Here is a 13,947-nt window from a genome sequence, read left to right as displayed (position 1 = left end):
TATATTACTCACCCGTTCGCCACTCGCCGCCAGGTTGCCCCGCGCTGCCGTTCGACTTGCATGTGTAAGGCATGCCGCCAGCGTTCAATCTGAGCCAGGATCAAACTCTTCAGTTTAATCTCTGTTTGTTTGCGATTTCTCGCACCGTTATCTCTAACGGGTCGCTCACTCAAAATACTGACAGGCTACTCTTGCGAGTATCCTATTAATTTATTTCTTGTGAACATTTGATATTTTAAGTATCACGAGGACTAGCCTCGTGTGCACTTCCATCAAACGTCCACACTTATCGACTGTGAATTGTTAAAGAACTTTATTCGGTACTGCTTGCTGCGAATCGTTTTGTTCGTCAGCAGAGAGATGAGATTATGCGGTGTTTCGTGCAGCTCGTCAACCCCTCATTTTTCTCCCCGCTTCACTCGCACTACATGCGCCGTTTTGCGGGGAGGCGAACTATAGCAAAGCCCGCGCAGGACTGGCAAGGCCTTTTTCGCAGCCCCACATCGTCCTCGCTGGCAGACCGGCATGAAATGCGCTAAGGTGACACCCCGCCTCCCCTCTCACCTCCGGCCATATCCCATGACAAAGCCTCCACCATTTGATGTCATCGTCGTTGGCAGCGGACCGGGCGGCGCCAGTGTCGCGCGCGAACTCGCGCGCCGGCGGATGCGGGTACTGGTGCTGGAACAGGGTAGCGCCGCTCCACTGCAGGGCACGCTGTCGCAAATGGCCGGCATTGCCGCCATACCTGGCAAGAGCGCATTCTTCCATCATGATGCGTCCCTGCTGGTGAGCGGCATTGCCACTGGCGGCACATCCACCATCAACTTCGCCACTGCGGTCCCACCGCCGTTGCCTATGTTCGCCGCGCATGGGATCGATCTGGCACCCGCGTTAGCGTCGCTACAGGCAGAGCTGCCGATGGCGCCCCTGCCGGACGAACTGATCGGCCCCATGGCCAGGCGCATCCAGCAAGGTGCCCTGGCCTTGCAGCTCAACTGGCGCAAACTTGATAAATTAATACGCCCACTATCCTGCCGCACCGGCTGCTGGCGTTGCGTGTATGGTTGCCCCTATGGCGCCAAGTGGACCGCGCGCGACTTTCTTGATGAGGCCGTTCAACTCGGCGCAACCCTGATCGACCAAGCCAAGGCAGAGGCAGTCATCGTGGAAAACGGCCGGGCCACCGGCGTGCACTACCGGCGCGGCGGGAAGCTGCATCAGGCGCTGGCCGGCAAGATCGTACTGGCCGGCGGCGGCATCGGCAGCCCGCGCCTGCTGCACCACTCGGGCCTGCACCCTGCGCGCAGCCCATTTTTCAGCGACCCCGTCGTGGCCGTCATGGGACAGGTGGACGATATCGATGGCGGCGCCGAAGTGCCGATGGCGGCCGGGATGTATCTGCGGGAGGAAGGGATTGCCTTGGCCGACATGACGCTGCCCAAGCCCATGTACCAGGCCTTCGCCGCCCAGGTCGGGCGATTCGACCGCCTGCTGTCGCACGCGCGCACGCTGACGTTGATGGTAAAGATACGCGACGACGTCGGCGGCGGCATCGGGCCGCACTGGGTCGATAAGGGTTTGTCCGGCGCCGACCGCGCCCGGCTGGCAACCGGGGTGGGCATGGCGCGCGACATCCTGCGCGCCGCCGGGGCAAAGAAGATATTCAAGAGCTGGCATTTCGCCGCCCATGCCGGTGGCAGCGTGCGCATCGGCGACGGCGTGGACAGCTCCCTGCAGACAACCACACCCAACCTGTTTGTCTGCGACGCCTCGGTCATCCCCGGCCCTTGGGGATTGCCGCCCACCCTGACACTACTGTGCCTGGGCAAGCGGCTGGGGCTTGCGCTCTGATTAAAGCCCGTCGAACTTCGGTGCGCGCTTTTCCAGGAAGGCGTGCATGCCTTCCTTCTGGGCCGGGGTGCCAAACGCGGCCTGGAACAGGCGGCGCTCGTAATTGACGCCTTCCGTCAGCGTGGTCTCGAAGGCGCGGTTGACGGCATCCTTGATCATCATCGCCACCGACGTTGGCATGGCGGCGATAGTGGCCGCCGCAGCCAGGGTCTCCTCAATCAGCTTGTCGGCCGGCACCACGCGCGACACCAGGCCGATACGCTCCGCTTCGGCCGCATCGATGGTGCGGGCCGTCAGCAGCAGATCCATCGCCTTCGCCTTGCCGATGGTGCGCGGCAGACGCTGGGTACCACCCGCGCCCGGCGTGACGCCAACCTTGATCTCCGGCTGACCGAACTTGGCGTTGTCGCCCGCGATCAGGAAGTCGCACATCATGGCCAGTTCGCAGCCGCCGCCCAGCGCGTAGCCGGACACGGCGCCCACCACCGGCTTGCGCACGCGCAGGATATGCTCCCAGTTGCGGGTGATGTAGTTATCGCGATAGGTGTCGGTGTAGGTGTAATCGGCCATGGCCGCGATGTCGGCGCCAGCGGCGAATGCTTTCTCGCTGCCCGTGAGGACGATGCAGCCAATCGCCGGATCAGCGTCAAACTTGTACAACGCATCGCCAAGCTCATTCATCATGCGGTCGTTCAGCGCATTCAGGGCCTTGGGACGGTTCAGGCGAATCAGCGCCACTTTGTCGTGAATCTCTACGATCAGGTCTTCATACTGCATTGAGCTCTCCTCCAATTGAAAAAGTATCCATCGATTGTAGCGTCTATCTATGGCGAAGGGGCACTGGTATGATGAACCGCTTGATACGCAGCCCACACAGGACGCCCCATTCTTACCGTATTCCGCCACTATTTAAGCGACAAGTTTGGCAATGACGCCCTGTTGCGCAATGCCGACTTCCGCCGCTACTGGTTCAGCAGCGTGCTCAATGGCTTCGGCGGCCAGGTCAGCGCGCTGGCCCTGCCGCTGTGCGCCGTGCTGCTGCTGCATGCCACGCCGGCGCAGATGGGTACCCTGGTCGCGGCCCAGGCTGTCCCGTTCGCGCTGTTCGCGCTGCCGGCCGGCGTCATCCTGGACCGCAACAGCAAATTCCCCATCCTGTTATTGAGCGAGTCTATTCAGGCCATCTCGCTGGCCAGCATCCCCGCCGCCTACTGGATGGGCACACTGTCTATCCACTGGATGTATGCCAACGCCTTTGTGCTGGGCGTGTGCTCGGTGGTGGGCGGCGGCGCGGAACAGATCTTCCTGACCTACCTGACCGGCCGCGACGGCCTGATCGACGCCCAATCGAAACTGACCGCCACCGATTCCGCTTCGCGCCTGCTGGCGCCCGGCATCGCCGGCATCTTGATCCAGTGGCTGACTGCGCCGTTCGCCGTGCTGCTCAACGCCACCGGCTTCGTCATATCCGTATTCAACCTTCGCCGCATCAGCGTGCGCGATCCGCGCCCCGCCCCGTCGGACAAGCACCCGCTGCGCGACATCCACGACGGCCTGAAATTCATCTGGGGCCAGCCGCTGCTGCGCGCGCTGGCCTGGGCCACGGGCTTCTGGCATTGGCTGTTCTATGGCTACTCGGCGCTGGTGATCCTGTTCGCCACGCGCGAGCTGGGCATGACGCCGGGCATGCTGGGCACGGCGCAGATGGTGGGCGGGATAGGCGTGTTCGTCAGCTCGCTGCTGCTCAAGCCCCTGAACCGCCGCTACGGGCCGGGCCGCACCATCCTGGTCGGCGTGGCCTCGACGGCGCTGGGCTTCGTGCTGATGCCTACCATCCCCGCCGAACTGTTCGGCAGCCGCAACGCCAGCGCGGTCGCCTACGCGGCGCTGGCCTTCTTCTTCGACTGCGGCGTGATGCTGTTCTTCATGCCCTACCTGGCCTTGCGCCAGAAGGTGACGCCGGACGAATTCCTGGGCCGGATGACCTCCACCATGCGCTTCCTGACGGTGGCCACGGCCCCGGTGGGCGCAATGGTGGCCGGCGCCGTGGCTGAACACTACAGCATCCGTACCGGCATGGCCTGCGTGGCGGCCGGCGGCGTGGTGCTGACCATCGCCCTGCTGATGTCCAAGCCTATCCGCGCCGTGCGGCCCTGAACCAGGACCGCCGCGCCGGTGCAATCAGCGCGCCGGCGCCTGGCGCGGCAACAGCAGCCAGATCGCGCCGCGTTGCTTCATGCGGCCCGCATTGTCGGCCGCCTCGGTGCCAAAGCCGAAGAAGTAATCGACCCGGATCGCGCCGCGGATCGCGCCGCCCGTATCCTGCGCCATCACCAGCCGCTGCAGCGGAATGTCGCTGTTCGGCTGCGTGGTCGACAGGAACATGGGCACGCCCAGCGGCAGCTGGGACGCATCGATGGCCACCGAGCGCTGCGGCGTCAACGGCACGCCCAGCGCGCCTTTCGGCCCCACGCGCGGATCAGGCAAGCGCTCCTCCTTGAAGAACACATAGCTGGGATTGACGTTGAACAGTTCCTGCATGCGCGTGGGATGGCCCGCGATCCAGGCCTTGATGCCCTGCGCCGAGGCCTGCTCCATTGTCAGTTCGCCCTTGTCCACCAGCCAGCGGCCGATCGATTTGTAGGGATAGCCATTCTGGTCGGCGTACGCCACGCGCACGGTTTCCTGGGTGTCCGTCAGCTGTACGCGGCCGGAACCCTGCACCTGCAGGAAGAACGATTCAACGGGATCGTCCACCCACAGCAGCTCCTTGCCAGTGGCGTCGGCCCGCTCGATCTCGGCGCGGCTCGCATACGGCACCACCTTCTTGCCCACCAGCCGGCCGCGCAAGCGCATGCCCTTCAATTCCGGGTAGACGCTGGCCAGGTCCACCGTGATCAGGTCATCGGGCACTTTATACAACGGCGTCTGGTATGGACCGCCGCGCTTGCGGGCGCCGCGCAGCAGTGGCTCGTAATAGCCGGTAATCAGACCATCGTGCGCGCCGTCGGGTGCGATGACCTGGTTCGGCACCAGGAACGCTTCGAAAAAGGTGCGGATCGCCTGTTCGTCGTTGCCGTTGACGGTACGGGCGATGGTGCAGGCTTCCTTCCAGTCCACGCGCTTGACCAGCACATTACAGGACGACACGAAGGCCGGCCAGGCGGCGCGCACGTCATCGCGGTCCCAGCCCGGCAACGCGGCGAAGGTCGTTGGCACGAATTGCGGCGTGGTCGGCAGCGGTGCCGGCGTCGGCGACGGCGTGGGCACAGGCGCCGGCACCACGGGCGGCGGTGCGGGCTGGCGCGGCGGCGCCGTGGTACAGGCGGCTAGCGAAAGCACGACGGCCGTCAGCGAAACGAGTAAACTACTGCGTGTAAATGACATAAGGATAACTATGTGGGTCTTGATGTTGGAAGCGATCGTGGCGTTCTTCCTGCTGGTCTTCATCGTCTGGTGGACCATGTACTCGGGCAAAAAGCCTACGCCCAAACAGAAGAACGACGACACGAATTGAGGCGCGGCGGCGCGCCCCGGAGAAATGGCGCGGGCCGTGTCAGTGCAAGGTGCGCGGCAGCGACAGGACGAATTCGGGAATCTTGACTTCGAACTGGTGGCCATCCTCGGCCACGCAGAAATACTCGCCCGTCATCGAGCCTTGCTGGGTCTGCAGCGCCGTGCCGCTCGTGTATTCGAACTGCTCGTTTGGCTGCAACAAGGGCTGATGGCCCACCACGCCCAGGCCGCGCACTTCCTCCACGTGGTTGTTGGCGTCCGTGATGACCCAATGGCGCGAGATCAGCTGCGCCGGCACCGTCCCCGTGTTCTTGATCGTGATCGAGTAAGTGAACACGAAATTGGTGCGCTCGGGGTCCGACTGCTCGGGCAGGTACTGGGTTCTGACCGACACAGTAAATTCGTAAGTGGCCATCGACTTTCCTTAAAAAACGGTAAAACGTGAACCGCCGACAATGATAGCGATTCAATATCGTCAGTCCTACATTGCACTCCAAATTGGAGCAGGATGCAAGCTGCCGCAGCCAAAACGGCCCATAAAACCTTGGACCAAACAGGCGCGGCCGCGCCAGCGAGCGTAAAATAGCGCATCTTTTTAAAATGCAAGCGCACTGCACGACCACACCATGACCACTTTCCGCATCGCCCCCAGCATCCTGTCCGCCGACTTCGCCCGCCTGGGCGAGGAAGTGCGCAACGTCGTCACCGCCGGCGCCGACATCATCCACTTCGACGTGATGGACAACCACTACGTGCCCAACCTGACCATCGGCCCGCTGGTATGCCAGGCGATCCGCCCGCACGTGCAAGTGCCGATCGACGTGCACCTGATGGTCAAGCCGGTCGACCGCATCATCCCCGACTTCGCCAAGGCCGGCGCCGACATCATCACCTTCCACCCGGAAGCGTCGGAGCACATCGACCGCTCGCTGCAACTGATCCGCGATAACGGCTGCAAGGCCGGCCTGGTGTTCAACCCCGGCACCCCGCTGCACTACCTGGACCACGTGATGGACAAGATCGACATGATCCTCATCATGTCCGTCAACCCCGGCTTCGGCGGCCAGTCCTTCATCCCCGAAGCACTGAAGAAGATCGCGCTGGCGCGCCGCAAGATCGACGAATCGGGCCGCGACATCCTGCTGGAAGTGGACGGCGGCATCAAGATCGACAACATCGCCGCCGCCGCCAAGGCCGGCGCCGACACCTTCGTGGCCGGCTCGGCCATCTTCGGCCAGCCCGACTACAAGGCCGTGATCGACGCCATGCGTACCCAACTGGCGACGGTGTAAGCATGAAAGTCCTGGCAGGCGTCCGCGCCGCGATCATCGATCTGGACGGCACCATGCTCGACACGGTGCCCGACTTCCACGTGGCCATCAACGCCATGCGCGCCGAGCTGGGCCTGGCGCCCATCTCGCAACAGCTGATCGCCAACATGGTGGGCAAGGGTTCCGAGAACCTGATCCGCAGCGTGCTGGCGCTCGACTACGACGCGGCCGGCGTGGAGCAGCATTTCGAGGCGGCGCTGGCGTCCTACCAGCGCCACTACCTGGCCATCAACGGCAACCACAGCGCACTGTACCCGGACGTGATCGCGGGCCTGGAAGCGCTCAAGGCGCAAGGCCTGCGCCTGGCCTGCGTGACCAACAAGCCGATCTCGTTCGCCACCCCGCTGCTGCACCAGAAAGGCCTGCACGGCTATTTCGACGTCGTGTACGGCGGCGATTCGCTGGCCCGCAAGAAGCCGGACCCGCTGCCGCTGCTGACCGCATGCGAACACTTCGGCCTGGCGCCATCGGCCGTGGTGGCCATTGGCGACTCGTCCAACGACGCGCAGGCGGCGCGGGCGGCCGGTTGCCCCGTCCTGACGGTACCCTACGGCTACAATCACGGACAGGCTATACACGAAACCGATTCCGATGGTATAGTTGACACGCTGCTAGAAGCGGCACGCCAGATTCGTTTGCATAACTGAATTGCATACTGCGCTCAACCGATAATGTTTCTCACCAAAAAACACACTGTCACACAACCGGGCTCGATTGAGGCCTGGCTTTGGCGACGCTGGCAATCCTGGCAAAAGTAAGCCGAATTGATTGCTGTCGCACGTGCTCTCGCACCCGACAGGTTTTTTGCAAACCCACCGCCGCTCACAATGCGGCGGCATGGAGAGAAACATGACCGAACTCGAATTCAAATCGTTGGCCAATGAAGGCTACAACCGTATCCCGCTGATCGCGGAAGCGTTTGCCGACCTCGAAACTCCCCTCACGCTGTACCTCAAGCTGGCCCAGACCCAGAACGCGGGCAAGAACACCTTCCTGCTCGAATCGGTGGTGGGCGGCGAGCGTTTCGGCCGCTATTCCTTCATCGGCCTGCCGGCCAACACGCTGCTGCGCAATACGGGCAACGTGACGGAAGTCGTTCGCAACGGCGCCGTGATCGAACGCCACGAGGGCAATCCGCTCGAATTCATCGAACAATTCCAGTCGCGCTACAAGGTGGCCCTGCGCCCCGGCATGCCACGCTTCTGCGGCGGCCTGGCCGGCTACTTCGGCTACGACACGGTGCGCCACATCGAGAAGAAACTGGCCGCCACCTGCCCCAAGGACGACCTGGGCCTGCCCGACATCCAGCTGATGGTGACGGAAGAACTGGCCGTGATCGACAACCTGTCGGGCAAGCTGTACCTGATCGTGTACGCCGACCCCACCCAGCCGGAAGCCTATTCGAAAGCGCGCCAGCGCCTGAAGGACTTGCGCATGATGTTGCGCCGTGGCGTGGACGCACCTGTCACCTCCAGCTCCGTGCGCACCGAGACCATCCGCGAATTCGACAAGGCCGACTACCTGAAGGCCGTGGCCAAGGCCCACGAATACGTGCTGGCCGGTGACCTGATGCAGGTGCAGATCGGCCAGCGCCTGCGCAAGCCCTACGTGGATTCGCCGCTGACCCTGTACCGCGCGCTGCGTTCGCTGAACCCGTCGCCGTACATGTACTTCTACAATTTCGGCGACATGCAGATCGTCGGCGCCTCGCCCGAGATCTTGGTGCGCAACGAGACAGCGCCGGACGGCCAGAAGAAAGTCACGCTGCGCCCTATCGCCGGTACCCGCCCGCGCGGCAGCACGCCCGAGCGCGACGCCGAACTGGCGAAAGAACTGCTGGCCGATCCGAAAGAGATCGCCGAACACGTGATGCTGATCGACCTGGCCCGCAATGACCTGGGCCGCATTTCCGAGATCGGCAGCGTCAAGGTCACCGACCGCCTGGTGATCGAAAAGTATTCGCACGTGCAGCACATCGTCTCCAACGTCGAGGGCAAGCTGAAAGACGGCCTGTCCAACCTGGACGTGCTGCGCGCCACCTTCCCGGCCGGCACCCTGACGGGCGCGCCCAAGGTGCGGGCGATGGAAGTGATCGACGAGCTGGAAATCTCCAAGCGCGGCATCTACGGCGGTGCCTGCGGCTACCTGTCGTTCGGCGGCGAAATGGACGTGGCCATCGCCATCCGCACCGGCGTGATCAAGGACGGCAACCTGTACGTGCAGGCCGCCGCCGGCATCGTGGCCGACTCCATCCCCGAGATGGAATGGCAGGAAACTGAAAACAAGGCGCGCGCCGTGCTGCGCGCCGCCGAACAAGTGCAAGATGGCCTGGATGGGGAGTTCTGAGATGCTGCTGATGATCGACAACTACGACTCCTTCACCTACAACATCGTGCAGTACTTCGGCGAATTGGGCGAGGACGTGCGGGTCTACCGCAACGACGAGATCACGATCGAACAGATCGAGGCCCTCAATCCGGACCGCATCTGCATCTCGCCCGGCCCCAAGGACCCGGCGCAGGCCGGCATCTCGCTGGCGGTGATCAAGCACTTCGCCGGCAAGAAGCCCATCCTGGGCGTGTGCCTGGGCCACCAGGCCATCGGCGAAGCCTTTGGCGGCAAGGTGATCCGCGCCAAGCAGGTCATGCATGGCAAAACTTCTCTCATCGCGCATACGGGCGTGGGCGTCTTCAAGGGACTGCCCTCCCCCTTCACAGTGATCCGTTATCACTCGCTCGCCATCGAGCGCGCCTCGCTGCCTTCCTGCCTGGAAGTGACGGCGTGGACCGACGACGGTGAAATCATGGGCGTGCGCCACAAGGAATACGACATCGAGGGCGTGCAGTTCCACCCCGAGTCCATCCTGTCGGAACACGGCCACGAGCTGCTGAAGAATTTCCTGGTCCGCTGATAGGGAGGCGTACGTCTTCACGTACGTCTTTCCTCCCTCCGCTGCGACCCGCGTTCAAAATTTGAAGAAGGAATTGCCATGCCGATCACCCATCAAGAAGCCCTGCTGCGCTGCATCGAACACCGCGAGATTTTCCACGATGAGATGCTGCACCTGTTCCGCCAGATCATGTCCGGCGAAATGTCGCCCGTGATGATCGCGGCCCTGACCATGGGCCTGCGCGTGAAAAAGGAAACTATCGGCGAAATCGCCGCCGCCGCGCAAGTGATGCGCGAATTCTCCACCAAGGTGCCGATGGCCGACACCAGCGGCCTGCTCGACATCGTCGGCACCGGCGGCGACGGCGCCCATACGTTCAACATCTCCACCGCCTCCATGTTCGTGGCCGCCGCCGCTGGCGCGCGCGTGGCCAAGCACGGCGGGCGCAGCGTGTCGTCCTCGTCCGGCAGCGCCGACGTGATCGAGGCGCTGGGCGCCAACATCAATTTGAAACCGGAGCAGATCGCCCAGTCGATCGCGCAAACGGGCATCGGCTTCATGTTCGCCCCCAACCACCACGCGGCCATGAAGCACGCGGCGCCGGTGCGGCGCGAACTCGGCGTGCGCACCATCTTCAACATCCTGGGCCCGCTCACCAATCCGGCCGGCGCGCCCAACATCCTGATGGGCGTGTTCCACGCCGACCTGGTGGGTATCCAGGTGCGGGTGCTGCAACGCCTGGGCGCGCAGCACGCCCTGGTCGTCTATGGCCGCGACAACATGGATGAAGTGTCGCTGGGCGCGGCCACCATGGTCGGTGAGCTGGTCAACGGCGAAATCCGCGAATACGAAATCCACCCGGAAGACTTCGGCCTGCAGATGATCGCCAGCCGCAACCTGAAAGTGGCCGACGCCGCCGCCTCGCGCGCCATGATGATGGAAGCGCTCACCGGCCAGCCCGGCGCGCCGTACGACATCGTGGCCCTGAACGCCGGCACGGCGCTGTACGCGGCCGGCGTGGCCAGCTCGATCGAGGATGGCCTGAAGCGGGCCCGCATCGCCATCGAGTCCGGCGCGGCGCTCAAGAAGATCGAGCAGTTCGTGCAGGTGACGCAGACGCTGGGCGCCACCAACTAAGCCACCAACCAAGCCATCAACGAGGAGAGACGCCATGTTCGGCATCCACGACCTGACGCTGTTCATCGTATCTGGCCTGCTGCTCAACATCCTGCCCGGCCCCGACTCGCTGCTGATCATGACACGCAGCGCCACCCAAGGCTGGCGTGCCGGTTCGGCCGCGGCGCTGGGCATCGCCACCGGCACGCTGGTGCACATCCTGGCCGCAGCGCTGGGCCTGTCGGCGCTGCTGGCCACGTCGGCCACCGCATTCACGGTCGTCAAATGGGTGGGCGCGGCCTACATCGTCTATGTCGGCATCGGCCTGCTGCGCAGCCGGCGCGGCCAGCCTGCCGAGGTGGCAACGCCCGCGCTGCCAGCCTTGCCCTACCGGAAAATCTACTTCCAGGGCATGCTGACCAATGTGCTCAACCCCAAGGTGGCGCTGTTCTTCCTGGCCTTCGTCCCGCAATTCATCAACGCGGACGCGCCCAGCAAGCCGCTGGCCTTCATCATCCTGGGCTGCATCTTCAATTTCAATGGCACGCTGTGGTGCCACGCGCTGGCCCTGTTCACCGCGTTCGCCAGCACCCGCCTCAAGCTCAAGCCGCTGCTGGCCCTGTGGCTGAACCGCGCCACCGGCGGCCTGTTCCTGGCGCTGGGCCTGCGCCTGGCCTTATCCGAACAACACTAGCATTCCCATTCACGGTTTCCCCATCATGTCCGACATCCTCAACAAAATCCTGGCCGTCAAGGCCGACGAAGTGGCCGCCGCCAAAAAGCACCGCAACCTGGCCAGCCTGCAACGCGAAGTGGAAGGCAACGCCGAATTGCGGGCCGGCCTGCGCGGCTTCGAGGCCAGCCTGCGCCGCCACATCGCCGCCGGCGCGGCCGGGGTGATCGCGGAAGTGAAAAAAGCGTCGCCTTCGAAAGGCGTGCTGCGGGCCGATTTCCGTCCGGCCGAGATCGCGGCCAGCTACGCGGCAGGCGGCGCGGCCTGCCTGTCCGTGCTGACGGACGTGCAGTTCTTCCAGGGCGCCGTCGACTACCTGCAGCAGGCGCGCGCCGCGTGCGCGCTGCCCGTGCTGCGCAAGGACTTCCTGATCGACATCTACCAGGTGTACGAAGCGCGCGCCATGGGCGCCGACTGCATCCTGCTGATCGTGTCGGCGCTCGATCATGGGCTGATGGCGGAAATGGAAGCGTGCGCCCATGAGCTGGGCATGGACGTGCTGGTGGAAGTGCACGACGGCGACGAACTGACGGCCGCCCTGCGCCTGAAGACCAACCTGATGGGCATCAACAACCGCAACCTGCGTACCTTCGAGACGTCGCTGGACACCACTTTGGGCCTGTTGCCACGCATTCCAAGCGAGCGCCTCGTTGTGACGGAATCTGGCATCATGGTAACAAATGATGTCAAGCGTATGCGTGATGCTAACGTCAACGCCTTCCTGGTAGGCGAAGCGTTCATGCGCGCACCAGACCCCGGCGCGGAATTGCGCCGCCTGTTCAACTAACCGGAGATTGCCATGGCCACGACACCGTTGAGGAAAACAGCCCTCGCGGGGCTGGCCTCGTTAGTGGGGATGTCCCTGCTCGCTGGCCTGCTCACTTCCTGCTACCGGCAGCCGACCGTGCTGCCACCTCCCCCAGTGACGCGGGCGCCCGCGCCAGCGCCGCAACCGGCGCCAAGCCAGCGCCAGGCGGCCACGCTGGATGACTACAAGATCATGGTGGCCCGGCGCATCGCCGCCGCCAACGCTTCGCAGATCTTCTACGGCGCGCTGCCGCCCATGCTGCCGGCCATCGTCGTGCTGGACTTCACCATCGACGGCAACGGCAATATCGGCACCTTGCGCGTGCACCGCTCGCGCGACGACGACGCCTCCAGCATCGCCATGAGCGCCGTGCGCCGGGCCGAGCCCCTGCCCCGCCCTGGTTCCCTGCTGCGGGGCCGGCACCTGGCCGTGACGGAGACTTTCCTGTTCAACCGCGACTACCAGTTCCAGCTGCGCACCTTGGCCGGGCCGCAGTAAGGCACCCGCGGGGGTACATTCAGCCCAGCGCCGCCCGTGGCGGCAGGCTGGCCGGTTCCGCCACTTCGATCCGGTCGCGCCCCAGCGCCTTGGCGCGGTACAGGGCGCCGTCGGCCCGCAGCAGGATGCCGTCCAAATCTTCCTCGGCGCTGAGCTGGCAGGCGACGCCGATGCTGGCCGTGCAGGCCGGCAAGCCGTCCTGGCGCGGCTCCCGCAGCACATCCTGGATGCGTTCGGCCACGCTGCAGGCCCGCTCCATGCCCGTGTCGGGCAGCAGCACGACGAATTCCTCGCCGCCGAAACGGGCCACGTGGTCCGACGCGCGCAGCACCTTGCCGATCACTTCCGCCACATGTACCAGCACCCGGTCGCCGGTGGCGTGGCCATAGCGGTCGTTGATGGACTTGAAGTGATCGAGGTCGATGCTGATCAAGGAGATGGCGCGGCGCTCGCGCTGCATCAGGGCGCGCTCGCGCGCGTAGACGTCGGCGAAGCCGCGCCGGTTCAGCACCTGGGTCAGCGGGTCGCGCGTCGAGCGCAATTCCAGGATGGTTTGCAGGCGACGGGTGGCCACCGTCAGGAAGCCTACCACCAGCATCAGCACCATGAAGCTGCTGATGGCCAGATACACGTTCTGGAACGTCCCCGGCCGTAGCAGGTCGACCGAGGTGCCGCCGGCGAACAGCGCCAGCACACCGCGCGTGGCCACCACCAAGGCCTGGGCCAGCATCAGCATGCCGAACAACAGGGTGGGAAACTGGCGCTCGCCGTGGCGCGCGATCAGCCATACCTGGCGCCAGTAGATTACGCTGACGAGGGTGGAAAAGACGGCCACGCGCACCGGGAAGTCGGGCCACACCAGCAGCCACCAGGCGATGGCGGCCATGCCCACGAGCCAGATGCCATGAAACAGCCGCCAGCTGGGGCGCAGGCCATAGAATTTTTCCGTGCCGATCAGGGACAGCCCTATGCCCCACAACAGCACGGCGTTCATGCTCAGTACCGGCAGGGGCCTGGGCACGGTACCGCCGCGCAGCGCCAGCAGCACGGTGCCGGCGACCATGAGCAGCAAGCCCATGCCCCATTCGCGCAAGCCGCCGATCTCGGCCGGGAAGCTGCGCCAGGCGGAAAACAGGACGATGCTCATCGCGCCACACATCACGGTGGACATCAGGACAATCGTCAGGGGATCGAGCGAAAT

General features: G+C 64.3%; 14 protein-coding genes and 1 rRNA gene. 10 read left to right on the top strand and 5 right to left on the bottom strand.

Going from position 1 to position 13,947, the window contains the following annotated elements; genetic code table 11:
* Nucleotides 1-116: ribosomal RNA gene (locus tag H3H36_RS24395) — 16S ribosomal RNA — on the bottom strand; the annotation flags it as partial.
* A gap of 463 nt (nt 117-579) precedes the next feature.
* Here H3H36_RS24395 and H3H36_RS24390 point away from each other — a divergent pair.
* Nucleotides 580-1,854 (top strand): GMC family oxidoreductase N-terminal domain-containing protein, encoded by a 1,275-nt coding sequence (locus tag H3H36_RS24390; protein ID WP_182220648.1) that lies wholly within the window; start codon nt 580-582, stop codon nt 1,852-1,854.
* On the opposite strand, the gene H3H36_RS24385 is transcribed toward H3H36_RS24390, so the two are convergent.
* Complete coding sequence (locus H3H36_RS24385; protein ID WP_182220647.1) at nt 1,855-2,631, bottom strand: enoyl-CoA hydratase; 777 nt, start codon at nt 2,629-2,631, stop codon at nt 1,855-1,857. It lies immediately after the preceding gene.
* Between the two features lie 162 nt (nt 2,632-2,793).
* Here H3H36_RS24385 and H3H36_RS24380 point away from each other — a divergent pair, with 162 nt between their 5' ends.
* On the top strand, nt 2,794-4,011 hold the full coding sequence (locus H3H36_RS24380) for an MFS transporter (RefSeq protein WP_229220085.1): 1,218 nt from the start codon (nt 2,794-2,796) through the stop codon (nt 4,009-4,011).
* A 24-nt stretch (nt 4,012-4,035) separates the two neighbouring features.
* Here H3H36_RS24380 and mltA read toward each other — a convergent pair whose 3' ends face one another.
* Both mltA and apaG read right to left on the bottom strand, forming a co-directional pair.
* A complete protein-coding gene (gene mltA / locus H3H36_RS24375) occupies nt 4,036-5,241 on the bottom strand; it encodes a murein transglycosylase A (protein WP_182220646.1) in 1,206 nt (401 codons plus the stop codon).
* A gap of 169 nt (nt 5,242-5,410) precedes the next feature.
* Nucleotides 5,411-5,785, bottom strand: a complete 375-nt coding sequence (apaG, locus tag H3H36_RS24370) for a Co2+/Mg2+ efflux facilitator ApaG/CorD (RefSeq protein ID WP_182157249.1) — start codon at nt 5,783-5,785, stop codon at nt 5,411-5,413.
* Nucleotides 5,786-5,996: 211 nt separating this feature from the next.
* On the opposite strand from apaG, the gene rpe reads away from it, so the two are divergent.
* The 8 genes from rpe to H3H36_RS24330 all read left to right on the top strand — a co-directional run bounded on the left by rpe (nt 5,997) and on the right by H3H36_RS24330 (nt 12,746).
* Nucleotides 5,997-6,662 carry a ribulose-phosphate 3-epimerase gene (rpe, locus tag H3H36_RS24365; protein ID WP_182220645.1) on the top strand — a complete coding sequence of 222 codons (666 nt, stop codon included), beginning with the start codon at nt 5,997-5,999 and terminating at the stop codon, nt 6,660-6,662.
* 2 nt (nt 6,663-6,664) lie between these two features.
* Nucleotides 6,665-7,348: a phosphoglycolate phosphatase gene (locus H3H36_RS24360; protein WP_182220644.1), complete on the top strand. Its 684-nt coding sequence runs from the start codon at nt 6,665-6,667 to the stop codon at nt 7,346-7,348.
* A 202-nt stretch (nt 7,349-7,550) separates the two neighbouring features.
* Entirely contained in the window at nt 7,551-9,047 is a 1,497-nt protein-coding gene (trpE, locus tag H3H36_RS24355) for an anthranilate synthase component I (protein WP_182220643.1), read from the top strand.
* Between the two features lies 1 nt (nt 9,048).
* A complete protein-coding gene (locus H3H36_RS24350) occupies nt 9,049-9,612 on the top strand; it encodes an anthranilate synthase component II (protein ID WP_182220642.1) in 564 nt (187 codons plus the stop codon).
* A gap of 78 nt (nt 9,613-9,690) precedes the next feature.
* Nucleotides 9,691-10,728 (top strand): anthranilate phosphoribosyltransferase, encoded by a 1,038-nt coding sequence (gene trpD, locus H3H36_RS24345; protein ID WP_182220641.1) that lies wholly within the window; start codon nt 9,691-9,693, stop codon nt 10,726-10,728.
* 34 nt (nt 10,729-10,762) lie between these two features.
* Nucleotides 10,763-11,401: a LysE family translocator gene (locus H3H36_RS24340; RefSeq protein WP_182220640.1), complete on the top strand. Its 639-nt coding sequence runs from the start codon at nt 10,763-10,765 to the stop codon at nt 11,399-11,401.
* Between the two features lie 25 nt (nt 11,402-11,426).
* Nucleotides 11,427-12,227 (top strand): indole-3-glycerol phosphate synthase TrpC, encoded by an 801-nt coding sequence (trpC, locus tag H3H36_RS24335; protein WP_182220639.1) that lies wholly within the window; start codon nt 11,427-11,429, stop codon nt 12,225-12,227.
* A 69-nt stretch (nt 12,228-12,296) separates the two neighbouring features.
* On the top strand, nt 12,297-12,746 hold the full coding sequence (locus H3H36_RS24330) for an energy transducer TonB (protein WP_182220638.1): 450 nt from the start codon (nt 12,297-12,299) through the stop codon (nt 12,744-12,746).
* Between the two features lie 19 nt (nt 12,747-12,765).
* Here H3H36_RS24330 and H3H36_RS24325 read toward each other — a convergent pair whose 3' ends face one another.
* Nucleotides 12,766-13,917, bottom strand: coding sequence for a GGDEF domain-containing protein (locus tag H3H36_RS24325; RefSeq protein ID WP_182220637.1), 1,152 nt, complete (start codon nt 13,915-13,917; stop codon nt 12,766-12,768).
* Nucleotides 13,918-13,947: the final 30 nt, after the last annotated feature.

This window comes from Rugamonas fusca, from assembly GCF_014042365.1.
GTDB lineage: Bacteria > Pseudomonadota > Gammaproteobacteria > Burkholderiales > Burkholderiaceae_D > Rugamonas > Rugamonas fusca.
This window is presented reverse-complemented; position numbering and strand designations above follow the sequence as displayed.